General features: G+C 59.4%; 19 protein-coding genes and 3 pseudogenes. 11 read left to right on the forward strand and 11 right to left on the reverse strand.

Going from position 1 to position 24081, the window contains the following annotated elements; all coding sequences use genetic code 11:
* Positions 1 to 2 precede the first annotated feature (2 nt).
* Positions 3 to 347, forward strand: coding sequence for a hypothetical protein (locus ISN39_RS32330; protein WP_194732078.1), 345 nt, complete (start codon positions 3 to 5; stop codon positions 345 to 347).
* A 60-nt stretch (positions 348 to 407) separates the two neighbouring features.
* On the opposite strand, the gene ISN39_RS32335 is transcribed toward ISN39_RS32330, so the two are convergent.
* Both ISN39_RS32335 and ISN39_RS32340 read right to left on the reverse strand, forming a co-directional pair.
* Entirely contained in the window at positions 408 to 1754 is a 1347-nt protein-coding gene (locus ISN39_RS32335) for a hypothetical protein (protein ID WP_194732079.1), read from the reverse strand.
* A 9-nt stretch (positions 1755 to 1763) separates the two neighbouring features.
* Positions 1764 to 2057, reverse strand: a complete 294-nt coding sequence (locus tag ISN39_RS32340) for a hypothetical protein (RefSeq protein WP_194732080.1) — start codon at positions 2055 to 2057, stop codon at positions 1764 to 1766.
* A gap of 405 nt (positions 2058 to 2462) precedes the next feature.
* On the opposite strand from ISN39_RS32340, the gene ISN39_RS32345 reads away from it, so the two are divergent.
* On the forward strand, positions 2463 to 2804 hold the full coding sequence (locus ISN39_RS32345; RefSeq protein WP_194732081.1) for a helix-turn-helix transcriptional regulator: 342 nt from the start codon (positions 2463 to 2465) through the stop codon (positions 2802 to 2804).
* 35 nt (positions 2805 to 2839) lie between these two features.
* Here the strand turns inward: ISN39_RS32345 and ISN39_RS32350 are convergent, their stop codons facing one another.
* Genes ISN39_RS32350 through ISN39_RS32375 form a run of 6 tightly spaced genes read right to left on the reverse strand, consistent with a single transcriptional unit; the run spans position 2840 to position 6053 of the window.
* A complete protein-coding gene (locus ISN39_RS32350; protein WP_246763566.1) occupies positions 2840 to 3373 on the reverse strand; it encodes a hypothetical protein in 534 nt (177 codons plus the stop codon).
* Between the two features lie 34 nt (positions 3374 to 3407).
* The gene (locus tag ISN39_RS32355; RefSeq protein WP_194732083.1) at positions 3408 to 3779 is read right to left on the reverse strand and encodes a hypothetical protein; all 372 of its coding nucleotides are present in this window, start codon (positions 3777 to 3779) and stop codon (positions 3408 to 3410) included.
* Between the two features lie 8 nt (positions 3780 to 3787).
* Positions 3788 to 4102 (reverse strand): hypothetical protein, encoded by a 315-nt coding sequence (locus tag ISN39_RS32360; RefSeq protein ID WP_194732084.1) that lies wholly within the window; start codon positions 4100 to 4102, stop codon positions 3788 to 3790.
* A complete protein-coding gene (locus ISN39_RS32365) occupies positions 4103 to 4726 on the reverse strand; it encodes a thermonuclease family protein (RefSeq protein ID WP_194732085.1) in 624 nt (207 codons plus the stop codon).
* The gene (locus ISN39_RS32370) at positions 4723 to 5355 is read right to left on the reverse strand and encodes a thermonuclease family protein (RefSeq protein ID WP_194732086.1); all 633 of its coding nucleotides are present in this window, start codon (positions 5353 to 5355) and stop codon (positions 4723 to 4725) included. Before ISN39_RS32370 ends, ISN39_RS32365 begins: the two co-directional genes overlap by 4 nt.
* 17 nt (positions 5356 to 5372) lie before the next feature.
* The gene (locus tag ISN39_RS32375) at positions 5373 to 6053 is read right to left on the reverse strand and encodes a nuclease (RefSeq protein ID WP_194732087.1); all 681 of its coding nucleotides are present in this window, start codon (positions 6051 to 6053) and stop codon (positions 5373 to 5375) included.
* Between the two features lie 126 nt (positions 6054 to 6179).
* On the opposite strand from ISN39_RS32375, the gene ISN39_RS32380 reads away from it, so the two are divergent.
* The 4 genes from ISN39_RS32380 (at position 6180) to ISN39_RS32395 (ending at position 8142) form a co-directional block, all read left to right on the forward strand.
* Positions 6180 to 6578: a hypothetical protein gene (locus ISN39_RS32380; RefSeq protein ID WP_194732088.1), complete on the forward strand. Its 399-nt coding sequence runs from the start codon at positions 6180 to 6182 to the stop codon at positions 6576 to 6578.
* 7 nt (positions 6579 to 6585) lie between these two features.
* Complete coding sequence (locus ISN39_RS32385) at positions 6586 to 7335, forward strand: ParA family protein (RefSeq protein ID WP_194732089.1); 750 nt, start codon at positions 6586 to 6588, stop codon at positions 7333 to 7335.
* A 77-nt stretch (positions 7336 to 7412) separates the two neighbouring features.
* Positions 7413 to 7745 carry a hypothetical protein gene (locus tag ISN39_RS32390; RefSeq protein WP_246763535.1) on the forward strand — a complete coding sequence of 111 codons (333 nt, stop codon included), beginning with the start codon at positions 7413 to 7415 and terminating at the stop codon, positions 7743 to 7745.
* Positions 7746 to 7749: 4 nt separating this feature from the next.
* Positions 7750 to 8142 (forward strand): hypothetical protein, encoded by a 393-nt coding sequence (locus ISN39_RS32395; protein WP_194732090.1) that lies wholly within the window; start codon positions 7750 to 7752, stop codon positions 8140 to 8142.
* 112 nt (positions 8143 to 8254) lie between these two features.
* On the opposite strand, the gene ISN39_RS37010 is transcribed toward ISN39_RS32395, so the two are convergent.
* Positions 8255 to 8971 (reverse strand): hypothetical protein, encoded by a 717-nt coding sequence (locus ISN39_RS37010; RefSeq protein ID WP_246763536.1) that lies wholly within the window; start codon positions 8969 to 8971, stop codon positions 8255 to 8257.
* Between ISN39_RS37010 and ISN39_RS37015 the strand changes: the two genes are divergently transcribed.
* The gene (locus tag ISN39_RS37015) at positions 8957 to 10129 is read left to right on the forward strand and encodes a hypothetical protein (protein ID WP_246763537.1); all 1173 of its coding nucleotides are present in this window, start codon (positions 8957 to 8959) and stop codon (positions 10127 to 10129) included. The genes ISN39_RS37010 and ISN39_RS37015 overlap by 15 nt on opposite strands.
* 112 nt (positions 10130 to 10241) lie before the next feature.
* Here the strand turns inward: ISN39_RS37015 and ISN39_RS32405 are convergent, their stop codons facing one another.
* Together ISN39_RS32405 and ISN39_RS32410 are read right to left on the reverse strand one after the other, a co-directional pair.
* The gene (locus ISN39_RS32405; RefSeq protein WP_194732092.1) at positions 10242 to 10871 is read right to left on the reverse strand and encodes a hypothetical protein; all 630 of its coding nucleotides are present in this window, start codon (positions 10869 to 10871) and stop codon (positions 10242 to 10244) included.
* A 779-nt stretch (positions 10872 to 11650) separates the two neighbouring features.
* On the reverse strand, positions 11651 to 11986 hold the full coding sequence (locus ISN39_RS32410) for a metalloregulator ArsR/SmtB family transcription factor (RefSeq protein ID WP_194732093.1): 336 nt from the start codon (positions 11984 to 11986) through the stop codon (positions 11651 to 11653).
* 426 nt (positions 11987 to 12412) lie between these two features.
* On the opposite strand from ISN39_RS32410, the pseudogene ISN39_RS32415 reads away from it, so the two are divergent.
* From ISN39_RS32415 to ISN39_RS37720, 4 genes and pseudogenes are all read left to right on the forward strand, one after another.
* A pseudogene (locus ISN39_RS32415) lies at positions 12413 to 13440 on the forward strand (IS110 family transposase).
* A 380-nt stretch (positions 13441 to 13820) separates the two neighbouring features.
* Positions 13821 to 14553 (forward strand): annotated as a pseudogene (locus ISN39_RS32420) (ISL3 family transposase); the annotation flags it as partial.
* A gap of 64 nt (positions 14554 to 14617) precedes the next feature.
* Positions 14618 to 15676 carry a transposase gene (locus tag ISN39_RS32425; protein WP_246763538.1) on the forward strand — a complete coding sequence of 353 codons (1059 nt, stop codon included), beginning with the start codon at positions 14618 to 14620 and terminating at the stop codon, positions 15674 to 15676.
* Between the two features lie 3223 nt (positions 15677 to 18899).
* Positions 18900 to 23971: pseudogene (locus ISN39_RS37720) on the forward strand (amino acid adenylation domain-containing protein); the annotation flags it as partial.
* Between the last annotated feature and the right edge of the window lie 110 nt (positions 23972 to 24081).

Below are 24081 nucleotides of genomic sequence, written 5' to 3' on the forward strand. Positions count from 1 at the left end.
CCGTGGGCGAAATCAGATACCTCGCCAATCGGGATCTTTCGAAACATGACGTTCTCGACCGGATAGTCGCAGCAGCCAGGTCCAACGCCGGCCTTTGGCCGATGGTCAAAGAGCGCGCGATGGAAACGCGCGCGCTCAAGTCCGAGCTCGGACGGTTGGGAGTGGACGCAAGCGACATTGATCGCCTGTTTCCGACGAGGTTGACGCCGACGATCACCGAACTCACGGAAGAGCTTGTGTCCACCATATTCGGAAGCTGCCCGCCAGACATGCAGTCCCGTGCTCAGGCGGCTTTGCTCTTGGCTGCGGAATCCGAGCTGGATGCAGACATGGCGCAGCCGACCTAAAACCCCTGAAAATCTCCGAGCTATCCTTTCCGCCCATCAACCACTCGTCGCGTCGTTGTTTCAGCCCGTGCGAATCTGATCGACGACCCACGCCTGCAGCCGCCGCCCGGTGCCTTCGGAATTGATCTCGGCGAGATCCTTTGGAAAAATACTAAAGATCGGCCCAAGATGCTTCATTCGCGGGATCGTCTTTTCCTTTGCTTCCCGATATTCGTCCGTCTCCATCCCGAAGGCCTCGACAATCAGTCTCCGGGGTGGATAGTCCTTGTACCTCACCTCCAAAACGAAGTCCGGCCTACAGAGTCCGACGCGCGTTTCCGATGCGAAAAGCGGTTTGGTGATCTTGACCCGCAGCTCCGGCGCGGCGTCGAACAGCGATTGCTGGAGCCAGAACAAAAGGTGCGATACATCCCGCTCAAACCCCGATTCGACCGGGAATAGCGTGTCGCCGTTGTAGACCGGCTGGGCGTAGGCCTGCACCGCGCGAACCGGCCCCTCGTCATCCTCCTGAAAATCCACATTCAGCAAAGTCAGGAATGGACCACGACGTGCTGGATCGCCCCGCAGCGGCTGCCGCACTTTGGCAAGGATGTCGATTGTTCGCGACGAAGAGGCGGGCATGATCGCCTGTGCGGATACGCTCGTCGAGAACAGCAACATGAAGCCGGTTCGGCGAAGCGCCTCCGGCCAGTCCGGGCGCGACGTCCCAAGCAACCGCTGCCATCTGCTGCCAGGATTCCAATAGTCTGCGGCCCACGTCGACAAAAGCGCGTTCAGCGTCCAAGTCCGCAGCACTCTGAATTCGCGTGCCGCCGAACGGAGCCTGGCGAGCTGAGTGCCGAGCGTAAGATCGGGATCGTCCTGCAGCGGCGGGATGACGTTCGTATCCGCCTTCTCGATCATTCGCCATAGGATGCCACCAAGTCTAGACGGCCTGTCGTTCCTCTCCGTCGATCGGGACTGATCTCGGTTCGCGACATCGGCGAGGCGGGTGGGAATGGCGGGAAGTGCATCGATGTAGGTGCGATCGGACCTAGGCAGCGGGCGAAGGTGATAGCCGCGATCGAAGAGGGCGGGGTCGGTATCCTTGTCGACGTGAAATGGGCAGGTAGGGGCATGGTTCGGGCGTTCTTCATGTCGGTCAGGGGTCTCATCCTTCGGCGTTAGCCGTCGCAGGGCAAAGGTGCGCTCCTGCTGGATTGGTGCGAGCAACGGCTGGTGTCGACCGACCAAGCAGTCGCACTCGATCCAGCCGTTCATCACCTTCACGCGCCGGATAATAGCAAGCGCGATTGCCTCGTCCTCGTTGGAAGCCGCATTGCCGTACCAGGCACGCAACGCGGTGGCCTCTCGTTCTGTCAGTTCCGCCAATGCGTGAGCCGGGCTGTTGCGAACGACAATACGCATGTTGCGCGGTCAATAACCGAGGGACCAAAGGCTATAACCGAGATATCCCACGCCAGCTGCCCCAACGGCAGCGACGATCGTCTCTGCCCACCCACGGATCTCGCGAAAGCTACTCTTTTCGAGACGAGCACCTTCTATTGCAGCCGATAGGAAGACATAGGAAGGGACTACCATGGCATAGCCCAAAGTAAGGCTATCCCTGATTGCAACACGAAAAATCAGGAAGGCCAGCGCAAGGATCAAGATCGCTATTGCCAGCCGCCGCAAGTCAAACTGGTAGCCAAACCTTTCGAGCAATGTCATCAACCGCCTCCTTTAAGCTGAATTGAGCAGAACTTTGACTGCAGTTAAATTGCAGTTTTGAGATTGGAGCATCGGTCAACCGACAAGTCTGGCGCAGGCGGACGCTTCGGTACTCGTCGCCAGCGGGAGGCAGTTTCTCGCGACGGTGGCGTTGCGATCCGAAACGCCGCCTCCGGTCCTCTTGCACGGGCCGATCGTCGCGGTGTAAGACGCCTGATAACTTGGGAATAGCTGAATGCGAGAGATAGGCAACACAGCGTTGACGCTTGGCCGGTTTCTGGACGACGTCGGGCATCGGATGAGCAATATAGTTTCAAGAACCTTACGCGCCTTCAGCCATGGCAGGATCCGCTGTCCTCGGCATCATGCCAACTCGATGGCATCTGCGGCCAAGGATGACGTCCCATGCCTCGTTTGAAAGGCGACATCCCCGGCAAGGCGGTGAACGTCACGGACCTGAACACCCTTTCGTTCCAGGATAGACTTGCCATCGGTTTGGGGCGGCTGAAGTCTGAGCGCGGATTGACGAACAAGGATTTGGCTGAGCAACTCGGCGTGTCGGAAGCCTATATGTCGCAAGTGACCCGTGGAATGCGGGACGTGAAGCTGACCACGCTCGACAAGATGACGCGCGAATGGAATGTCACGATCGAAGATCTGTTCACGGTCACTGAAGACGATCTCGCCCGGATCGCGGCTGCGAAAGCGCGCCGCACGAAAAGGAAGACCGCCCAGCCATCGTCCTGAGCTTCGCCGTCGTGCCAGCATCTGCTGCCCTGCGCCTAGTTGTTCAGATTGAACCAAAATCTTTCCTTCACGCCTTTGTCGTTCGGAATATCGAAGAAGTAGGGGTCCGTGCGTCGCGGCCGCGGTATTGCGATTTGCCGGATGCAGTTATCGCCTCGGTCACCGAAAACGCGGCGAACCGTTGCACTCTTCAGCTCTGTATCGATACCGCGCTTGTTCGGAGACCGACAAATATCGACCGTCTTGATGCATTGGTCAGGTTCTCCCCGCCAACCATTGTCGCCCTGCGAGCTGTAGCCGACCGTCGTATCGGGTGGGCAATCCTCGTAGGTCTCGCGCCCCGGCTTGCCAGCATTGGCTTCATGGCAAATCGGCCACGAAAAACCGGGCTTCGACATTGCAGCAATCAGCCTTGTCATGGGCGGAACGCAATAGGGAACGCCGTGCCAGGAGGGTTTCTGCGATGCCGCGCAGAGTAGAACCTGGCATCCCCAAGAGGCGTCCTCGGCGTTTGCTGGCGTGACCGGCGGTGCAAAGGTTGAGCCAGCCAGGACTGTGGCCACGATCACGAACGGTCTCACAATTCGTCTCCTTTCGAATGCCTCATTGAATCTGCGTCCAGGCGCCGTCGATTTTTGCAAACGACAGCACTCCTGGCTGCGTGGTTCCGGCAAATGAGCCTGTCGTGGTGGTAATGATGCCGGTGCAGGTGACACCAGGCAGAGCTTCGCGCGGCGTGCACTCCGAAATCCGCATCGAACGTCCGGACTTCGCAATCGCCGCACTTGCCTCCTCGTCGTTGGGAGCGTCTACCTGCGTTTTTCGCTGAGCCTCGTTCTGCAGCCGGGCGATCTCTTGTTCGAGCTCCTCCGTCTGGCCGCTTTTCACCATTTCATTGATCGCGTAGCCTCCAGCTGTTCCAAGGAGGAAGGCGATCGCCGCAGCAAAAACCGCTCTATCAGGGGACTTGCTCATCGGTACCCTCAATATCCTTCAATTCCCAGGCGCTTCAGGATAAGAACCGGATCGGTCTCACAGTCCCTCTTCCAGTCGCGATGTTTGGCGCAGGCGTAGGCATATTGGCTGAGGTCCGCCGAAGACAGGTCCGCAAGCTTGTTGCCAACCGCCTTCCACCGCTGCACGTCCGCCGGATCGCAGCCAGCGCCTCCCGCACCACAAAAGTCAGGATCGCGCTGCTCGAGTTGCTTTTGGGTGGCGCCGTCTTGTGCGTCGGTGGCCAAAGGAGAAAATACGGAGAGCAACGACATCATCGCGACGGTTCCAAAAAAGCGATACATTCAACCTCCGTGCACATCATTGAGCGATAGCGAATTGTTAGGGGTTACAGGCAACGGCAGGGGCAAGCCGCTGTCGGGTTCTGAGGAAGGGATTTTGGCCATGTTCTCATTGGCCATCGATGCGGTGTAGAGCCACGGAGGAAGCAGGTCGGGCGAAGACCAAACGCCGTATCCTAGGCCTCGGGCTTTCCTCTCGATGTCGAAATAGGCGGGGACCTGAGGTTCGTTGCGATAATTGAAAGCGTAACCGATACCCTCCGCAATCGCGGTGGCGGCAAGGTTCGTCTCTCCGACAAAACAATGAGCGATAATCACACCGTTCGCATCACGGGCAATCGGTGCACAGTTGACGTCTTGCCCGAGGGTGCGAAGGACCATCCAGGCGCGCGCGACCTGACCGGCCGGCCACTCCACTCCATCGCTCGTTGCCGTCTGCTCAAGGCGGGATGCTTCATATCCAGCAAGGCGGACGGTCTGTCCGCTTTTCTTGAATTCTAACGTGGTAGCGTCCACGACTTGGACCTTGCCATAAATCTGGCGGGGCAAGTCGGCTGGCCGGTTCTGTCCCAGCGAAGCCGTCGGGCTCAACGTGAGCAATATGATCGAGATCGAGGCAATTTTCATCGCTGCGCTCCGGCCTGCTGGGTGAGGATCGAGACTGGGTGCGGCATGTCCGAGTAGGCCCAAAGCCCGGCGCGCGCCGATCGCGCACTTTCCTCCGCGACCCTGTAGCCAGGAACGATCAAATGGCCGGCATTGTCGACGGCGGCGAAGCCCCATCCTTGGGCGATCATATAGGTTGCCAGATCATAACGCCGCCTGCCTGTCGTCGTCTGGCATACGGCCACCGCGTTGTTCTGGTCGATCTCCTTGATGCTCGTGCAAACCGGTCTCGCATCTCTGATCAATGCCTGCGCCATGATCAGGTTGAGTTCTCCGCAGTCTCGAACAACGCCGGGAGAAATCGTGGCAGCGGTTCCTCGAAGACAGGCCTGCAGGCCATACAGACGATATCGCCGGCTGCCTGAGATCCAGGTGTCGCCGGTCTCGAATTGCGCCTCAGCCGGAAATGGGGTGAATCCGGATTGATCGCCGCCCTGGCCGCTTTCGGCTGGAATCTCGCTTTGGTGTGCCTGAATAGGAATGATCGAAGGCTGAAGATGGGAGCCTTCAACGTGACCGGCGCCGCCAAGCATGGGCATGACGGTGATACCTGCATAGAGGCCGGAAGCGGTGAGTGTGGACATCAACATGAAGGACCTCATCCGCATCAGTTCGTTGAAGGATTGGCGCGATAGCGTTCGCCGTAGGGATGCATGAAATGAGCGTTCGCCCAAATTCCAGCTCTTCCCCTGTGTGCGTCTTCCTCCACTTGCAAATATTCCGGAAATACTGCCCGGCCCGCCCGGTCACGGGCGGCGAACGCCAGCCCCTTGCTGATGAGCGTCTCGGAGAGCGATTGCACCGTGCCGTCTTTGACGAAAAAGCACTCGGCAAAGCGCACAGTCGGCGTGCCTGGATTTTGCCCGAGGAAATGGCACGGAAAAGCGTTGCCGGCGGCAGCCATTGCCTCATCGAGGGTCTTGGTCATGCCGGCGAGCGAGACCATGGCGCATGTCGCCTGCAGGCCAGCGAATTCCATTGGCTCGGTCGAGAGGCAGCCTTGGGCACCGGCTAATTTGACGATCGTTCCATCTGAGGACAGAAACGCGCTGCCGGTCAGCGCCGCTTCGGGTCTGATCGTTTGCAGGTCAAGCCGAGTGGCGAGGGATGACGTATCGAGCGCTGTTTGAGGTGGGAGGATCAGGTCTCGTCCCTGCGCGTAGGCAGCCTGATAATAGCCGACAAACGTCGTAGCCGTGTCGTCCCGCGCGGAGAGCGGCAGGGCGATCATCGTGATTGCAAGGGTGGAGAAGGGGAGGCTGTCGAGCCGCCACGCGCCAAGATTCATGCTCGCATCCGTCGTCAGTTGGCTATCTCAAGCATGCACAAATTATACTGCAGTGCAAGTCTGGAAAACGCTCATGGATTGCGATATGTCTACTCAGACACTGAATGAGCGTTTGGAGAAAGGCAGATGTCGGCTTACCGAAATGCCGTCAGGATCGCAACTTTTCCTTTTTGGGCAGTCTGGATCCTGGTTCTAATTGCGAACTTCTTGCTGGTATCGGCCGTCTGCGCCGTATTCGCGGCCTTCATTGCCTACGCTCTGGCTTTGACGATTTCATACGCCTTCCTTCCGGCGGCATGGACGCAAGCGCTGTGGCAGTGGGCCGCAGATCTTTATGCGCAGTCCATCTGGTTTAAGGCCGCGACGATCACCTGCTTCGTGTTTCTTTTTCTACCGATCCTGAGGTTCTGGCCGGCTAGGGACCCGCAGACGGATGCGGCTCGCCAGCGCGAAGCGACGAGGCTTAATGACGATCTGATAGCGGCGAGCCAGCAGGAGCATCTACGAGCGAAGCGGCGGGATTGAGGATTCCATGACAATCAAACCACTTTCGCTTGCCATCTCGACTTTCAAAGGCGGCGCCGGGAAATCGACCTTGAACGTCAATCTCGCAGCCGAGTTCGCGCAACAGGGACATCGAACACTGCTCATCGATTGCGACGAACAGGAATCCTCGACCCGTTGGTACAACGTATCCATGAAAAGAGGATTGCTTCCGACCGACGGCACGCTGCTGCATCTGCGGGTCGCCCCAGACGACAGATTTGTGGATCGCCTCGCCAACTCCCCGGAGGCGGACATTCGGATTTACGACGTTGGTGGATACGTCCACCAACGTGCGATCGAAGTCTATCACGAGTGCGATGCCGTTCTGATCCCCGTCATACCGGAACCGACGGCTGCGACTTCCGCCATCAAAGTGGCGACAATCTTGAAGGAGATCTCCCGGAAGCGGGCCCGGGGACCGATCCCTTACGCGGCGATCTGGAATTACGTGGACATGATTGCCCTCAAACACAACCGCTCGCTTCCCGAGGTCCACGCGATCCTGACCAGCGGCAGCATCCCGATGGTGGATACCGTCATCCGGAAGAGCAACCATTTCAGCGATGTCGGCGCCGGCTTCGGGTCGCTCTATTCCAAGCTGGCCAGCATCGAGAGTAATCCGTCGCTAACGCCGTCGGCCAAGCGTCGGGCCTCCGAAAGCGTGCTCGACGCGATCGATCTCGTGAAGAGGATCAACAACGAGTTCATCAGTCTCCTGCAGGCGGAGGCCGCTTGAGCGCGATGTCGAGAGAAAGGACGCCGGCCGGCAACATCCTCGCTCTTGCTCGATCGAGAGAGGACCAGGCGAAGGACGTGGAGGAAACCGCGACCTCTTATATGCCGATCAATGTCGATCTCAAAAAGCTCATGCCCGAGGATTTTCCTCAAGCACCAGAGGAAAGCGTCATTGCGGACGCCGGTGCACAGGAACGGCGCTCTCCAAGCAAAAACGAACGCAGGGAGCGATTGGCGACGAAGGGCCAGGCGACGGCGGTCGGCGGGGCCACGAAACGCAAGCGTATCTCCCTTTATCTCGACGACAACGTGCTGACGAAGATCTTTCGGGTATCGTTGGAACGGCACGAGCAACTGTCATCCGCCACGCACAGGCTGATCCTCGAGGCTTTAAAGGCGAGGGGGCTGTAGGAAGATGCGGGAACCAGCCGTCATGTTCCGCCTGCCTGCTCACGTCCTGAGCAATGTCGAGGCCCTTGCCAGGCGGCTCGATATCTCCGTCAACATCGTCGCCAAGCTGATCGTCACCAGGGAGATCATGCATATTCCGGCAATCTTGGAAGAGCATGACCGGCAACTGGGAAACATGCACAAATTTCTGCGGGAACTTGCCTTTCGAAACGAGGAATTCCTCGCCGAGAAGGGAGGACACATCGCCGCGGCTGAGACGATCATAACAAAATTGGACGAGGTGATGGTCGCCTTGGATTCCATCCGCGACGCAGCCTTCGTCCGACCATCCACCTATATCGCCGACCTGATCAGGAAGCACGATGAACGACCTATCCAGAAGTCGCTCCCGGTCTAGACCTGAAGGTCGCCGGCTGCCGAGCTATCTCGATCTGATCGAAGACGAACTGCGTCGGCGGGGCGGCGGCGGTGGAGGTGCGAAAAAGAGGCCGGTATCGGCCAAAACTGGGCTACCGTCCGCGAGACACGCCGGCGCCGCCACCGCTGTCAGCCGTGCGGCCGGCAACAACGCCGTCGTTGTCAAAGTCCTGTCCTACGGCGCCGGCGCAAGTTCGGCTCGCAACGTCCTTGCCTACCAGAGCAAGGAAGAAAAGGCACACGACCAGGACGGCCGTGAAGTCACCGACCTCAATGCCGCCTTGCGGTCCTGGGAGCGGGAGTTTGGCAACCGGAAAGGCAGCAAGGACATTCTCCGTCTGACCTACGAACTCGAAAACACCGATCGGGAACGCGTTGCCAGCGCGCTTGGCTCGCTCGCGGAGGAGGGGTTTCGTGATGCGGGCGATACCGATAGGACCTATGCCTTTAGCGTGAGCGAAGGGGTGAAGGGACAGACCCGTCTCCATTTCGCTCTGGTCATTGCCCATGAAAAGAAGGACCGATCGGATCGGAGCAGTCGCAATCGCATTGCTGCCGACATCGACAACGTCCACGCGATCGATGCTCGCCTGGACAAGGCTATGCGGGGGGAAGGGATCACGCCGATCTCGCGCTATCCGGCCGAGTTCGCGTCCGGTCCGAAAGGCTTGATTGCCACCTTCCACGCTATGCAGCGTGCAGGCGTTGAGGTGACGCTTTCGACGAAAACGCATATCGAGGAGCGCCCTGGCAAGAGCGGCCGATACCAGCACGGCGCCGAGCGGCGCGAGATCATGACCAAGGATCACAAGCAGCTCACGGCCGAGGGCAAGATCGTCGGTGCTCTTATGGAGACCAGGCAACCGCGGGATTTCATGCACCTATTGCTGTCGGGGCCGGCCAACGTCGATCGCGATCGGTTTATCCTGGCGGGTCGTGATTTTCTGAGGGAACAGTTTTCCGGTCACCGTTATGCCTATGCCATCCACAATCGGAACGACCTCGCGAAGCATCCACACCTGCACGTGATCGTCGCACTGCGCAACAGCAACGGAAAGATGCTCAATCCTAATATCCGCGATTTTACCGAATGGCGTGTGCGCTTTGCTGACAAGGCGCGTGAGCGTGGCATTGCAATCGATCGTCAGAAGCGTCTCGAGCGTGCAGGACCACCACCCGTCAAGAGATGGGAATGGGAAATGTTCCGGCGAATGGGAGCAACGGCGCCGAGCAACGTCGTTGAAAAGGTGATCTCCAAGGTTCGTGACCTTCCAACGGCGCCGAAGCTTGAAGAGGCCACAAAGCGGCTCGATCGGAGCCGGCGCTCGGTCGGTCGGGTCATTCAAATGCTGGAAGGGATTGCTAAAGATCGAACTGCGCCCAGCACGGCGCGGGAACTAAGCCATGACCTATCGATCGGATTGCAACGTGAATACCGGCGGCTTGAAACGGCCGTCCGTGAAGGACGCGACCCCACTGGAGAGAAAGGTGAAGAGCACATGTTACGCGCCACACCCATCAATGCCGCCCAGGCAAAGGCAGCCAAGGAAACGCTGGCAAATACCGCCCTCAGCGTTGCCGCGAAAATTACCAATCCGTCCGATCGTTTGATCTTCGAGCAGGCGACGAAGATCATCGGAAAGGTCATTGGGCTACAGCTCGATTCGCGGGTGGCGAAGAACCGGGTTCGCGCTGAAGATGGCAGAGACAAACGCAACTCGGAAAGCTTGGAAACCAAGTCGGCCGCCGGTCGCGATCACATTGCGGAGCAGGGCGCCGTCAATAGGAGCTCGAACAATCGTACGGTCGATGCATCGCGCGTGGCCCGGTCCAACGCCGAGCAAGATCGGCCGGAAACGGATCGTTTGGATCGCAAGCGCGAGAAAACCCAACAGCGCGATCGCGAGATACCGAAATCGATCAAGCTTCGCCCGCCCCAAGATAAGGACCGGGACCGAAGCCGCTGAGCTACTGATGATCGGCCAGCGGGATGCATGGAATAGTGTGAGCCGGTTCTCCGTAGCTGCCTGCGTTAGAGTGGCTACGGTCCCGGCATCGCTACGAGATGCTAAACGCCGCTCAACGACCCAATCCCAGAATTCGTTCGAGGGTGGCGCGAAGCCCTCGCACCTCGGTTATCTCAGGCGGCAACGCAACTCGAGGCGTTTCTGTAGCCCTGCCAGGATCGGCCTGATAGTTTCGCCAGCCAGAATATTGGATGCCCGTGATGCCGGCGTCTTTGCTAGCGAGAACGCCTGCTGAGGAACTACTGACAACCACAGCTCTGTTCTTATCAATCCCATACCACTCGATAGCTCGCAAGATCGTTCCGGCGTCCGGCCTGCGCCACGTATTATTTCGATGTTGAGGTTCGGCTTTCCTTCTTCGAGCAGACCAGGCGAGCCAGAAATCAGGCAAAGCCCCTCGCACGTTCAGCAACTCGTCGAGCATCCTCGTCAGGCCGACATATTCCGACCAATCATCGAAGCCACCCGCTACGCCTGTTTGGCGCGAGAGGAATCCAAAGAGAACATTCTGCTCGCGCAGCTGTCGCAGCATCTCGACAAGTTTATCATTGATATCGCCCAGCATCAGATCCCTTTGAAGAAGCTTGTGCTTTAGGAGAATGCCATCTCGCTCAAGAATGACGATGCCTGCGGAGCCAATTTTCCGGAATATGCAGTGGACGTCGTGTGCGTCGGTATCCATAAGCAGACAATCAAAGCTTGAACCAGCTTTGCCTCCTTAAAAAGCTCGATGAGGGCAGGCCGCTTGGATGGTGGAGGGAGGTCCAGCCTCGCCGCCAGCCGGACGAGGGAGGAATCGAGCTCGGCAGACTGTTTAGTTATAACGCCTAGGGTTAATCTTTGCGGCGGCTCTCTACTCGTTGGGAGGATCGGAGGATGAGGCGAACCTTCGCCACTGACTGATGAGATACATTGAAGAACTGCCTTTCGAAAAAGTGAAGTCGCTGCTGGAAATCAACGAAGCGTTTGCAGCTTTGCATGACGGAAAGCCGTTGGATGCCGAATGTCAGGCGTAGTGCCGGTTTTGTCCCCGGAGGCTCATACGCCTGATGCGGCTCTCCATATACCCTACCTATGGTTTAATAAACACAAAGCCATCAGGGAAGAAGAATAATTCTAATAGCGACATATCCCGCTCACACTTTTGTGAATATTGGCTTATTTGTTTAATAAACCCAATATGTTGAAGCAGTCGAGCGCGTGCGTCGCAAAACCTCGCTCAGGAAAGGGTGTACAACACATGCGTGTCAATGTGGCGTAAGGGTACTGAGGGCCGCTTTGACTCAATCTCGTGAAATGCTTACCGGATGTTTTTGAACGCACGTCTGGACGCGCGGAGGTTTAGATAGCTTCGAAGGCGAAATGTAACGTTGGGGGGCCTCGGCAGCGCAGTTAAACCTCACGGGCGCCGCAAGCCGCAACGATTAGTGGACAAGCGCTCCAAATATCGCACATGACTGTTTAGTCGGTCGGTCGGAGGGGGCTAAGAGCCGTTGCAGCGGCCCTGGGGCCGGTCTCTGGCCTGAAGATCTCTTCCAAAGCCCCAAGAATGTTTTGGACGGCTTTATCCTCACACCGATAATATACAGTCTGCGCCTCTCGGCGGGTACTGACGAGGTCTTCTCCCCTCAACTTCGCAAGGTGTTGTGACAATGCCGATTGGCTAATGTTCAACTTTTGCGCCAGGTCGCCGACTGACACCTCTTTTTCTACGATAATCGAAAGCAGTTGCAGGCGAACCTTGTTAGAAAGGTTCGCGAGCAGGCTGGCTTTTGCGGCATATTGATTGCAATGCATCCCTAGCTCCAGTTGTGACTGCTTAAATGTGTGAACTATGCGCTGACGCTCGCTCCGGGCCCACGAAAGGCAGGCATCTTTATCAAAGCACGGCGCGGCGTGGCGCGGGAGAACCGGGCGCGACATAGCCAACAGATTGTCAAAACCTCCTCGTTGTTTGCCGACCCTGGATCTGAAAGCCATTACCTGAATAGTTTGTTTGTACGTAGCGCAAACTAACTAATCTGTCAAGAAGTTGCGCGGTACAAACGTCGATCCCGGCAAGTCCCGAGATGTAAGGTGAAACTCGATAAACGGTCATCCAATTTGATCGTTGGGCACCCACAATGTCGTTTGGCAGATGGGGTGGTTGCCGTCCTCCCCTAACGGCATCGCAATGTGCCAAGGTGATGTGGTGTAGGCCACACAGAACAGAGAGGACGGCGGATGAAGGATACGTTGATCGGAGTGGATCTGGCAAAGAATGTTTTCCAGCTACACGGGGCGTCGATGACAGGCGATGTGAAGTATCGCAAGAAACTGTCTCGCGGGCAGTTCTTCCGGTTCATGTCAGAGCAGCCACCGGCACTTGTTGTTATGGAAGCCTGCGGCAGCGCCCATTACTGGGCGCGCGAGTTGGTGAAGCTGGGCCATGCAGTCAAGCTGATCGCGCCGCAATATGTGCGCCCGTTCGTGAAGCGGCAGAAGAACGACGCGGCCGATGCCGAGGCAATCGTCATTGCGGCCCGTCAGCCTGAAATGCGCTTTGTCGAGCCGAAGACCGCCGATCAGCAAGCGCGGGCGTTCTGTTTCGGGCGCGCGAGCGTATAGTTCATCAGCGAACGGAATTGGTGAACGCTCTGCGCGCCGTTCTCTACGAATATGGGCAGGTCATTCCGCAGGGGATTGGTCACATCAAGCGCATTGAGGCGATTGTCGAGAATGCTGAGATCGGCCTGCCCGAGCTTGTGCAGGAGGAATGCCGCGACCTTCTGGCTCAGATCGGCGAGAAGACGGCCCGGATCGAGGAAAAGGCGAAGAAGCTCGCGGAACTGTCCCGGCAGAGCGAAACCGCGCGCCGGCTTCAGACCATGCCGGGTGTGGGGCCGCTGATCGCACTGGCCGTCGAAGCTTTCGCGCCAGCGATGCAGAGCTTCCGATGCGGTCGGGACTTTGCCGCTTGGCTCGGCCTCGTTCCACGACAGTTCTCTTCTGGCGGGAAAGAAAGGCTCGGCCGGGTGTCGAAGGCTGGTCAGGCCGACATCCGCAGGCTCCTGATCCTCGGGGCAATGGCCCGCGTGAGTTGGGCGGGTCGCAAACCGCCAGCCCAAGGATCGTGGCTTTCGCGGATGCTCGCGAAGAAGCCGCGCATGCTGGTGGCGATCGCACTGGCGAACAAGATGGCTCGGAAAATATGGGCCATGCTGACGAAGCAGGAAGATTATCGAGACCCGGCTCTGGCTGTAGCGGCGTGACAAGGAACCACCGCGGATAACCAGGACTGGCAAGGAGGTGTGAGAAGTCGATGACCTGAATGGGGCGCATGATCGAACAGATCTGGACCGGGAAAACCAGAAATTAACTGAGGGCGTAGAGCTCGTTTGGCAGATTTGGACCCGATCCGCAGATCACCATACCGGCCCGCGGCTGCTGAAAGTGCCGCAAATAAAGGCCTGACAGAAGACCGCACTCGATCACACGTCAAAAAGGGTCAGACACTACTTGCGCAACGGACGGCAACCACAGAAGTTAATCGTAAGAATGCGGCGGTTCCTGCAGCCCATGGCATTTAATCGGGTCTTCCTCACTTTGTGTGGTTAACAAATCGTTAGCAGTGACGCCGCTATGGGCTGGCATGCGAACGAAATCGAAATGGTCGCCCGGTCCGGGTATTAAAGTGCAGAGCGTTGTATTTAGCGATGAAGGCGACTGGGTTGTGTCTGCCTACGGGCCAACGTCTGGCATATGCCCTGATTGCCGATGCCGGAGCAGAAGTCGACACGGCTGGTCGTACCGCAACTTTCAGGACCTGCCTATCCAAGGCAGTGCCGTGACGGTGAAGCTCCAGTTGAGCCGCTGGCGTTGCACATATCGGCAGTGCGGACGGCAAACGTTCACTGACCGGATCCCAGCGATAGCCTCCCCCTATGCCCGCAGGACAACGAGGGTCGCCGAAATGGTCGGACTTCTTGGCCAAATACGGGCGGGCGGCCCGGAGAGCGCTTGATGAAGCGGCTTGGGATGTCGATCAGCGACGACACCATCCTTCGGCACTTGAAGCGCAATGCTGCACGAGCCGACGACGACGCCCCGCCGCGGATCGTCGGCATCGATGACTGGAGTTGGAGGAAATCATGGCGCTACGGCACGATCATCGTCGATCTTGAGCGTCGAAAGGTCGTGGACATTCTCAAAGATCGGAGCGTGATAAGCGTTGCACAATGGTTGAAGCGGCACCCCCCTCTATTGAGGTCGTGAGCCGAGATCGATGCGGGCTTTACGCGCAGGCGGCTCGTGAAGGGGCGCCGCAAGCGTCTCAGGTGGCGGATCGCTTTCATCTCGTTCAAAATTTGCGCCTCGCTATCGAGTAACAGATGAGCCTTTGCGGCCGCGCTACCGGCAGAGCATTGCTGCCTGACGGGGACATCGAGATTGATCACGACGATCGAGCGACGCGTAACCAACTCCCTGAGAGGTCGAGGCGCAATTGAGGCTTTCGTTGACGGCCTCGATCTCCAAGCCGCCGGGTTCGTGCGAGTGGCGGCGAAGGAGACCGGCCGTCCGGGTTACGACCCAGCCGACCTTTTGAAGCTTTACGTGTACGGGTATATCAACCGTGTGCGTTCCAGCCGGCGACTGGAAGCGGAAACGCGCCGCAACATCGAGGTGATCTGGTTGCTCAGACACCTGAAGCCTGACTTTCGCACCGTTGCCGATTTCCGACGGGTCAACCGGTCGGCTTTCCGCCAGGTGTTCCGGGAGTTCGTCATCCTGTGCCGTCAGCTCGACCTGTTCGGTCGTGAGCTTCTGGCCGTCGATGGCACCCGGATCAAGGCGGTGAACAACAAGGATCGCAACTTCACGCGCGGATCGCTCTCGAAGTTCATCCGGGAGGCAGATGAGAAGCTGGCCGATTATATGAAGCGCCTCGACGAGAGCGATGCTGACGAGGAGAAGGCAACCGGCAGCAACGGTTCGGGCGGCGGCATGGCGGAGAAGATCGCGGCGATCAAGGGCAAGCGAGATCGCCACAAGGCGCTGCTGGACGAGTTGGACCGCAGCGGCGAGGACCAGATATCGCTGACCGATCCGGATGCCCGCGCCATGGCGCGTATGACCAAGGTCGGCGTCGGCTACAACCTCCAACTCGCCGTCGATGTAAAGCACAAGCTTATCGCCGAGCAAGAGGTGAGCAACCAGGTTCTCGACATGGGGCTTCTTGCACCGACGGTCGAGGCGGCGATGGAAACACTCGGCGTCGATCGGATCGAAGCGGTTGCTGACCGGGGCTACTTCAAGATCGAGGATATCGAGGCCTGCGAGAAAGCGGACATCACCGCCTATGTGCCGAAGCCGATCCGGGCCCTGCCGTGCGCGAGGGCTTCTTTTCCAAGGAGGAATTCCGCTACGATCCGGACAAGGACATTTTCCTTTGCCCCGGAGAGCAGGTGCTCTCGCCCCGTCATTACGGCAAGTCACGCGACAATGTGAAGATCGACTACACCAACCGCGCCGCCTGCAAGGCGTGCCACTGCGCGAACGCTGCACCAAAAGCTTCCGCCGCGTGTCGCGCCTTTTTTCCTAGAGCTACTTATTTCCAAAAATGTAATCGGTTTGGCGTATTTGAGATCCTGATCGAAATAGATTGAATTAGAACCGCTTGGTGAAGGAGCTGCGGCTGGCGGGTCCGCGTTGTCCGATGTCCGACAATGTCGAACATGCGACATAGCAGTGTTAACGCCACCATATTGTTCTAAAATGACTTTCTCCTTTGGCACGGTATATGCGCGTTCACCTATGAACGCGCATGGATAAGGAGAAATGGTCCCTTGATCACGCTCACTGGAAGCCAGACGAAGTCAAGGTGGTTGCAATACTGCCGATACAGTATTGCAGAGGGCGGGGGCTTGCTAAGCACTTTGGGAAGCGCCGTTACTCTCCGCTTTCGGGTGCCTGCTGATTTCGATGGCCAACAAAGGATAGCGCTGGACCGACCAATTCGGCATTCAGTGGCCCTGCGTGGCCGAATGCCGCGTTTGGGCTCGCTGCGGGCAAGTGCCCTGCGCTATATCTGCCGCATTTCACAAGCGATGATGGGCAGGTGATGTCTCCCAGCGTGACGAGTCCGTCAGAAGGTACTCGGTAGTCTAAAACGGACCGTTCAAAGATTCTCAAAGCTACTCATCTCATTAGCTTGTCGCCAAAGCATTTGGTGATCACTAAATTGACTACGTCACTAAATAGAAGGACTGAAAATGACTGATTATGTGAATTCGTCGATTGATGGTGGTCCGGAAAGCGCTTGCGAAGTGGTCGGCCATCTGAGCCCACGATTTCATGGCATTGATCACATTGCAGCGGTGCATAAATTGGATGACGCTATCTGTCTGTTTCGAGATGTCCTTGGCGTTACGCTCAGACGTCGTTTGCACATAAAAGATAAGAACGGGATTGATGTGTGCGGACGTTTACCTGTCCACATTCTCCAAGACGTTAAGCCCAGCTCTCCGCGTGGGAGCAGCGATACTGCCCGAGACGATCTTTGGAGACGCGGGGGCTTGCCGGGCACTTTGGGAAGATCTGGTTCAGCGCAAGAGTTTCGTTACCCTCAATACGAGCCAAATAACACAAGCGATCGTGGCAGGGCTGTTGATCGAACAGGGGATAAGTTTGCGTGGCTGGGTTCAGCCGGCGCTGGATTGGTATCGTGCGAAGCGCGACGTCATGTTGCGTAGTGTGTTTTCGCGTTTCCCGGAGCAGATTCGATGGAATCGACCCTCTGGCGGCTTCTTCCTGACTCTTACTCTTCCTTTCAGATTTGGCGCGGACAGCGTGGACGAGTAAGGTGTGACAATGTCATTGTTATGCCGATGAGCTTCTTTGCGTTGGATAACTCTCAAGACTGCCGGATGCGATTAGCGTTCAGCGCGGTTACCCCCGAGCAGATCCGAACCGCTGTGACTGGTTTGGGCCACTACGTGGCGAGGCGCCTAGGGCGGGCACTGCCCGGCCTACTGGGTGGACTGGCTGAGGGGTGAAGATGGTATATCGGTCTTCTCCGACGCGCGGCCGTGCCTGTCAACCTGGCGATCAGGGCATGGATCCTGCAGCCCGATCGATCTCCTCCAGCGTCGTTGTTGGCAGTGGTACGCTTGCTATCCGCTGCGCTCAGCTGGCAATGGAGATGGGCCACGTCATTGGTGCGGCCCTGTGCGACGACGCCATATTCGCAGAGTGGGCGACGCGCGCCAACATCCCGTGTGTAGGGAGCGTTGAAGAGCTCTCGTCTTTTTTGGAGGCCGAACCGGTAGATTGGATTTTCTCCGTTGCCAATCCGTTCATATTGCCACCGGACGTGTTTGGGCGAGTGCGTCAAGGTGCTTTCAATTACCACGACGGTCCATTGCCACGATATGCGGGAACGCACGCGACGTCCTGGGCGCTGCTGGCGCAGGAGACCGAATATGCCATCACGTGGCATCGGATCGATGATGGTGTTGATACGGGTGACGTCGTGGTTCAGCGCCAAGTGCTGATTGCGCCGGCCGATACGGCACTGACCCTGAACCTTAAATGTTATGAAGCCGCGATCGAGGGCTTCCGCGAGCTTTTAACTGGCTTGGCGAAGGGAGAGCTTACTGCCTATCCGCAGGCGCTGGTGAGCAGAAGCTACTTTCCGAGACGTCGACGCCCGGATGCGGCAGGCTGTCTGCGATGGGATCGGCCCGCGCAAGATCTGTCAGCGATGACGCGTGCCTTGAACTTGGGCCCATATCATCCCAATCCATTGGGTCTGCCCAAGGCTCTCGTAGGCGATGAGGTGGTCACAGTCAGACGCTTGGAGGTGCTGCCTCAACGCTCGGGCCTCCCGGCAGGTTCTCTGCTTGAAATCCACTCCAGCCACTGGCGGGTGGCGACGGGTACACAGGATGTCGATGTTTGCCTTGGCAGCTCCGATGGTCAGGGGCTGGACGCGCGAGCCCTCGCCAGGCACTCCAATCTGGATGAAGGTGGTCGCCTTCCAATTTTGAGCGAAGATGAGGCGCGGAGCATAACTGCGACCCATGAATTGCTGGCGCCTTCAGAGGATTTTTGGCGACAGCGGCTAGAGCAGCTTAGAATATTGCAGTTTCCTTTCCTGTCGTCGTGCGTGGCTGAGGCGCCGCCCAAACGGCAGTCGAGTTCGTGGTTCATTGCAAGTGCTTTGGCTAAGCTGTCGCCAAATGATCGCACGGAATACTTGGTAACGGCTTGGCTGATCTATCTCGCCCGCATCACCGGAGAAACAGAGCTTCAACTGGGATGGACGCCTGCATCGGATCGATCGCAAGCCGGTTTGAAAGCGGTGGAGGTGCTTATCGCCTCTGTCGTGCCGATGGAAGTTACCATTGGCCTTGCACATGATTTTGAGGAAATGCGCAAAGTCGTGGCGGCCGAATTCGCTCAGTTGAGGGAGCACGGTAGCTTTGCCCGGGATCTTATCGCGCGCTGCCCGACATTGCGTGGTGTGGAGGCGCTACGGTCGCACCAGCCCTGGCCGATTGGCATCACAATCACCACAGACAGCGGTTCTCTCGATGGCGATCTGACGACAAGCCAAAGTGCTGGGTCAGCCCCATGCGGCGATTTGCTGACGTTTGAGGTTTGCGCTCTGGATGGGAGCCTTCGATGGCATTTTGATGCAAGTCGATTAGCACCGGAGCAGATCGACCGTATGACGCAGCATTTGCAAACTTTGTTATATGCTGTGACGGCCGATGCCGGTCAGCCGGTCGGCCGCATCGATATCCTGCCGGCCGCCGAGCGCACCTATCTGCTGGAGGATCTGAACCGGACGGCGGCGGCCTATCCGTCGGAGCGGTGCATCCACGAACTGTTCGAGGCGCAGGTGCAGCGTGCGCCGGATGCCGTCGCCCTCGTCCATGAGGACGAAGAGCTGAGCTATGGCGAGCTCAACGCCCGGGCCAACCGGCTGGCCCATCATCTGATCGGGCTCGGGGTCAGGCCGGACCAGCCGGTGGCGATCTGCCTGGAGCGCAGCCCGGCGATGGTGGTGGGACTTTTGGCGATCCTCAAGGCGGGCGGCGCCTATCTGCCGCTGGACCCGGCCTATCCGTCGGCGCGGCTGCGGCAGATTGTCGAGGATGCCGCACCGCACCTGCTGCTTTGCGATGCGGCCGGCCGCGCCGCACTCGGCCCCGAGGCGCTTGTCGATCTGACGGTGGTCGATCTGGAGACGGCGACCCCGGCCTGGGCCGAACTGCCGGCCTCGAACCCGGACCCGCGCGCCCTTGGCCTGACCCCCAGCCATCTCGCCTATGTCATCTACACCTCAGGCTCCACCGGAACGCCCAAAGGCGTCATGGTCGAGCATGCTCAGATGGCTCGTCTGTTCGAGGCGACCCAGGACTGGTATGGCTTCACCGAACACGACGTATGGTGCCTGTTCCATTCCATCTCGTTCGACTTCTCGGTGTGGGAATTGTGGGGCGCACTGCGCTATGGCGGGCGTTTGATTCTTGTGCCGAGTAATACCGCCCGTTCTGCTCCAGACTTCCATGAGCTAGTCTGCAAGTCTGGCGTCACGGTTCTCAATCAGACGCCCTCGGCTTTTAAAGCTTTCATGGATGTAGAATTCCCGAGCAATGTTCGAAACCGCCTTCGATATGTGATTTTTGGTGGGGAGGCTCTGCAGCCATCCATTCTAAAGCCGTGGTATGAAAGGCATTCAGACAGTGCCCCGCAATTGATCAACATGTACGGCATCACGGAAGCGATCGTGCATGTAACCTATCGGCCTCTAAATCAATCTGACACCTCCAACTCGGCCAATCTGATCGGAAAGCCCATCCCCGATCTTCGGTTGTACTTGTTGGATCGCTTCGGCCAGCCGGTTCCGTTCGGGGCGGTGGGCGAGCTTTACATCGGCGGGGCGGGGGTGGCGCGTGGCTACCTCAACCGTCCCGATCTGACGGCGGAGCGGTTCCTGGCCGATCCGTTCAGCGATGAGGCAGGCGCCCGGATGTACCGGACCGGCGATCTGGCGCGGTATCTGCCGGACGGCAATCTGGAGTTTCTGGGCCGCAACGACGACCAGGTGAAGATCCGCGGCTTCCGCATCGAGCCGGGCGAGATCGCCGCGCGGCTTTGCGAGCACGCCTGGGTGCGCGAGGCGGTGGTGGTGGCGCGCCAGGACCGCGCCGGCGACAAGCACCTTGTCGCCTATGTCGTGTGTGGACCCGAGGCCGGATCGGACGACGAGGATGGAAGCGGGCTGGCCGTCGCCTTGCGGGCGCATCTGGGCGGGCGGCTGCCGGACTACATGGTGCCGTCGGCGTTCGTGCGGCTATCGGCGCTGCCGTTGACGGCGAACGGCAAGCTCGACCGCAAGGGGCTGCCGGCGCCGGCCGACGACGCCTATGCGCGCCGCAGCTATGAGGCGCCGCAGGGCGAGGTCGAGACGCTGCTGGCCGGGATCTGGCAAGGGCTGCTCGGGGTCGAGCGGATCGGCCGCCACGACAACTTCTTCGAACTTGGCGGCCACTCATTGCTGGCGGTGCGCCTGCTTGCCCGGTTGACACAGGCCTTGGCAGTGGAGCTGCCGCTGGCGACCCTGTTCGCCAGGCCGACATTGGCCGATTTGGCGCTAAGTGTTGGCGAAGTGCTGAACGGTTCTGGTGCGCAGGCAGCACCGGCCATTATGCCAGTTGGACGTGATGGTGCGCTTGCGCTGTCCTATTCGCAGCAGCGTCTTTGGTTTTTGGCGCAGCTCGACGAGGGCAGCACCAACTATCACATCCCGCTGGCCTTGCGGCTGCGGGGAGCGCTCGACCGCGTCGCCTGGCAGCGCAGCCTTGACCGTTTGTTTGCCCGTCATGAGGCGCTGCGCAGTGTCTTTGTCGCGCCGCAGGGCAAGCCCCGGGTCGAGCTGCTGCCGGCCGATGCGGGGCTGCCGGTGACAGTGCACGATCTGCACGGGCTGCCGGATGCGGATGCCGTGCTTTCCGAGCTGTGCGACGAAGAGATGCACTCGCCGTTCGACCTGGCGCGCGGGCCGCTGGTCCGCGGCCGGCTGATCCGGCTGGCGGAGGACGAACACGTCTTCCTGCTGACCCAGCATCATATCGTCTCCGACGGCTGGTCGATGGGCGTGCTGGTGCGGGAGCTCAGTCAGCTTTACCGGGCGTTCGAGGCTGGAGAGGACGATCCCTTGCCGCCGCTGGCGATCCAGTATCCGGATTATGCCGCCTGGCAACGCCAATGGCTGTCGGGGGAACGGCTGCAGAGCCAGGCGCAGTATTGGCGCAACGCCTTGGCAAACGCTCCGGCCCGTCTTGCCTTGCCGACGGACCGTGCGCGTCCGGCCCAGCAGTCGTTTGCCGGGGCCAGTGTGCCTGTTGTCATCGACCAGGATCTGACGCGGGGTCTGAAGCGGCTGAGCCGGCAGCATGGCACGACGTTGTTCATGACGGTGCTGGCGGCCTGGGCGGCGGTGCTGTCGCGTCTGTCGGGGCAGGACGACCTTGTGATCGGCGTGCCGAGCGCCAATCGCGGCCGGGGCGAGATCGAAGAGTTGATAGGCTTCTTCGTCAACACCCTGGCGCTTCGGGTCGACCTGTCGGGCGAACCTGATGTGTCGGAGCTTCTGGAACGGACGCGGCGCACGGCCCTGGCTGCGCAGGAGCATCAGGACCTGCCGTTCGAACAGGTGGTGGAGATCGTCAAGCCGCCCCGGCATCTTGATCACACGCCGCTGTTCCAGGTGATGTTGGCCTGGCAGAACAACGCCGTCGGGTCGTTCGACCTTGCCGGGCTGAACGTGGAGGCTGCGGGCGAGGGGCTCGATCAGGTCAAGTTCGATCTGGAGCTGAGCCTTGGCGAGTGTGATGAGGTCATAGCCGGAACGTTGGGTTATGCGACGGCGCTGTTCGATCAAGCGACGATCGAGCGGCAGCGTGGTTATCTGCTGGCGCTGCTGCGGGCGATGGTTGCCGATGCCGACCAGCCGGTCGGTCGCATCGAGCTGCTGTCATCCGACGAGCGGACCTATCTGCTGGAGGAGCTGAACCGGACGGACGCGGACTATCCGTCGGAGCGGTGCGTCCATGAGCTGTTCGAGGCGCAGGTGCAAAAGGCGCCCGACGCGGTGGCGGTGGTCCACGAGGACGAGCGTCTGAGCTATGGCGAGCTCAACGCGCGGGCCAACCGCCTTGCCCATCATCTGATCGCCCTCGGGGTCAAGCCCGGTGATAGCCTTGCAACAATGCTGGACCGCTCCGTCTCTCTTGTGGTGGCGCAGCTGGCGATCTTGAAGGCTGGGGGAGTGTATGTGCCGATCGATCGCGCTCTTCCATCTGCGCGACAAGAATGGCTGATTGCCGATTGTGCTGCACGCTTGGTGCTTAGCGAGAGTGACGATGGGGATTTGGTCGAGGCGACGATCCCTGTTTTGCCCATTGAGCCGCTCATGGTTGGAACCGGGGCCAGTGCCGATCTTGGCATCGCATTGAGCGCCGACGCTGCCGCTTACGTGATGTACACGTCTGGCTCAACTGGCCTTCCGAAGGGAGTTGTTGTGCCTCATCGTGCCGTCAACCGGCTCGTGATCAGCAATGGATATGCGAAGATCGATGCCGGAGATCGTGTGGCATGGGCGGGTAATCCTGCCTTTGATGCCAGCACATTTGAAGTCTGGGCGCCGCTGCTTAACGGTGGTTGCATTGTTGCAATGGATTCCAGCACAGTCTTAGATGCAGCAAGCTTTTCCAAAGCGCTCGAACGTCAGAAAGTGACATCCCTTTTCTAACAACGGCGTTATTCAACGAGTATACGTCATCGATTGCCCCAACGTTAGCACAGCTTAAATACCTCCTGTGTGGAGGCGAGCGGAATGCCTCCCCCGCCTTCCTAAAGTTGCTGAGAGAACAAGGTCCTGTACGTCTCATTCACTGCTATGGTCCGACTGAAACGACGACCTTTGCGGCTACCTACACTGTGCGTCCGATTCAGGGGGGAGTTCTCAGTGTCCCGATCGGCCGTCCGATAGCGAACACGCGGGTGTATCTGCTGGACGGTCATGGTGGGCCTGTGCCGTTCGGGGCGGTGGGCGAGCTTTATATCGGCGGGGCGGGGGTGGCGCGTGGCTACCTCAACCGTCCCGATCTGACGGCGGAGCGGTTCCTGGCCGATCCGTTCAGCGATGAGGCAGGCGCCCGGATGTACCGGACCGGCGATCTGGCGCGGTATCTGCCGGACGGCAATCTGGAGTTTCTGGGCCGCAACGACGACCAGGTGAAGATCCGCGGCTTCCGCATCGAGCCGGGCGAGATCGCCGCGCGGCTCTGCGAGCATGAACGGGTGCGCGATGCGGCGGTGGTGGCGCACGAGGATGGCGCCGGCGACAAGCGCCTGGTCGCTTATGTGGTGGCGGGATCGACGGACGGGTCGGACGAAGCCGATGGCGCCGGGCTTGCTGCGTCGTTGCGGGCGCATCTGGGCGGGCGGCTGCCGGACTACATGGTGCCGTCGGCGTTCGTGCGGCTCGAGGCGCTGCCGTTGACGGCGAACGGCAAGCTCGACCGCAAGGGGCTGCCGGCGCCGGCCGACGACGCCTATGCGCGCCGCAGCTATGAGGCGCCGCAGGGCGGGATCGAGACGGCGCTGGCCGAGATCTGGGCGGAGCTCCTCGGGGTCGAGCGGATCGGCCGCCACGACCACTTCTTCGAACTCGGCGGCCACTCGCTCCTGGCGGTGCAGCTGATGGAGCGGCTGCGGCGGCTGTCGCTCGGGGTGGAGGTGCGCACCCTGTTCGCCAGGCCGGTGCTGGCTGATCTCGCCGCAAGCCTGGGCAGCCATCACGAGGTGGCGGTGCCTGCCAACCCGATCACCGAGGAGAG

The sequence above is a fragment of the Rhizobium sp. 007 genome, from assembly GCF_015353075.1.
In the GTDB taxonomy this organism is placed as follows: domain Bacteria; phylum Pseudomonadota; class Alphaproteobacteria; order Rhizobiales; family Rhizobiaceae; genus Rhizobium.

Excerpts from the sequence above, each read along its gene's own strand:
- ISN39_RS32335 (WP_194732079.1), bottom strand. The coding sequence starts at position 1,754 with ATGCGTATTGTCGTTCGCAACAGCCCGGCTCACGCATTGGCGGAACTG.
- ISN39_RS32340 (WP_194732080.1), bottom strand. The coding sequence starts at position 2,057 with ATGACATTGCTCGAAAGGTTTGGCTACCAGTTTGACTTGCGGCGGCTG.
- ISN39_RS32345 (WP_194732081.1), top strand. The coding sequence starts at position 2,463 with ATGCCTCGTTTGAAAGGCGACATCCCCGGCAAGGCGGTGAACGTCACG.
- ISN39_RS32355 (WP_194732083.1), bottom strand. The coding sequence starts at position 3,779 with ATGAGCAAGTCCCCTGATAGAGCGGTTTTTGCTGCGGCGATCGCCTTC.
- ISN39_RS32360 (WP_194732084.1), bottom strand. The coding sequence starts at position 4,102 with ATGTATCGCTTTTTTGGAACCGTCGCGATGATGTCGTTGCTCTCCGTA.
- ISN39_RS32365 (WP_194732085.1), bottom strand. The coding sequence starts at position 4,726 with ATGAAAATTGCCTCGATCTCGATCATATTGCTCACGTTGAGCCCGACG.
- ISN39_RS32370 (WP_194732086.1), bottom strand. The coding sequence starts at position 5,355 with ATGTTGATGTCCACACTCACCGCTTCCGGCCTCTATGCAGGTATCACC.
- ISN39_RS32375 (WP_194732087.1), bottom strand. The coding sequence starts at position 6,053 with ATGAATCTTGGCGCGTGGCGGCTCGACAGCCTCCCCTTCTCCACCCTT.
- ISN39_RS32380 (WP_194732088.1), top strand. The coding sequence starts at position 6,180 with ATGTCGGCTTACCGAAATGCCGTCAGGATCGCAACTTTTCCTTTTTGG.
- ISN39_RS32385 (WP_194732089.1), top strand. The coding sequence starts at position 6,586 with ATGACAATCAAACCACTTTCGCTTGCCATCTCGACTTTCAAAGGCGGC.
- ISN39_RS32395 (WP_194732090.1), top strand. The coding sequence starts at position 7,750 with ATGCGGGAACCAGCCGTCATGTTCCGCCTGCCTGCTCACGTCCTGAGC.
- ISN39_RS37015 (WP_246763537.1), top strand. The coding sequence starts at position 8,957 with ATGACCAAGGATCACAAGCAGCTCACGGCCGAGGGCAAGATCGTCGGT.
- ISN39_RS32405 (WP_194732092.1), bottom strand. The coding sequence starts at position 10,871 with ATGGATACCGACGCACACGACGTCCACTGCATATTCCGGAAAATTGGC.
- ISN39_RS32410 (WP_194732093.1), bottom strand. The coding sequence starts at position 11,986 with ATGCATTGCAATCAATATGCCGCAAAAGCCAGCCTGCTCGCGAACCTT.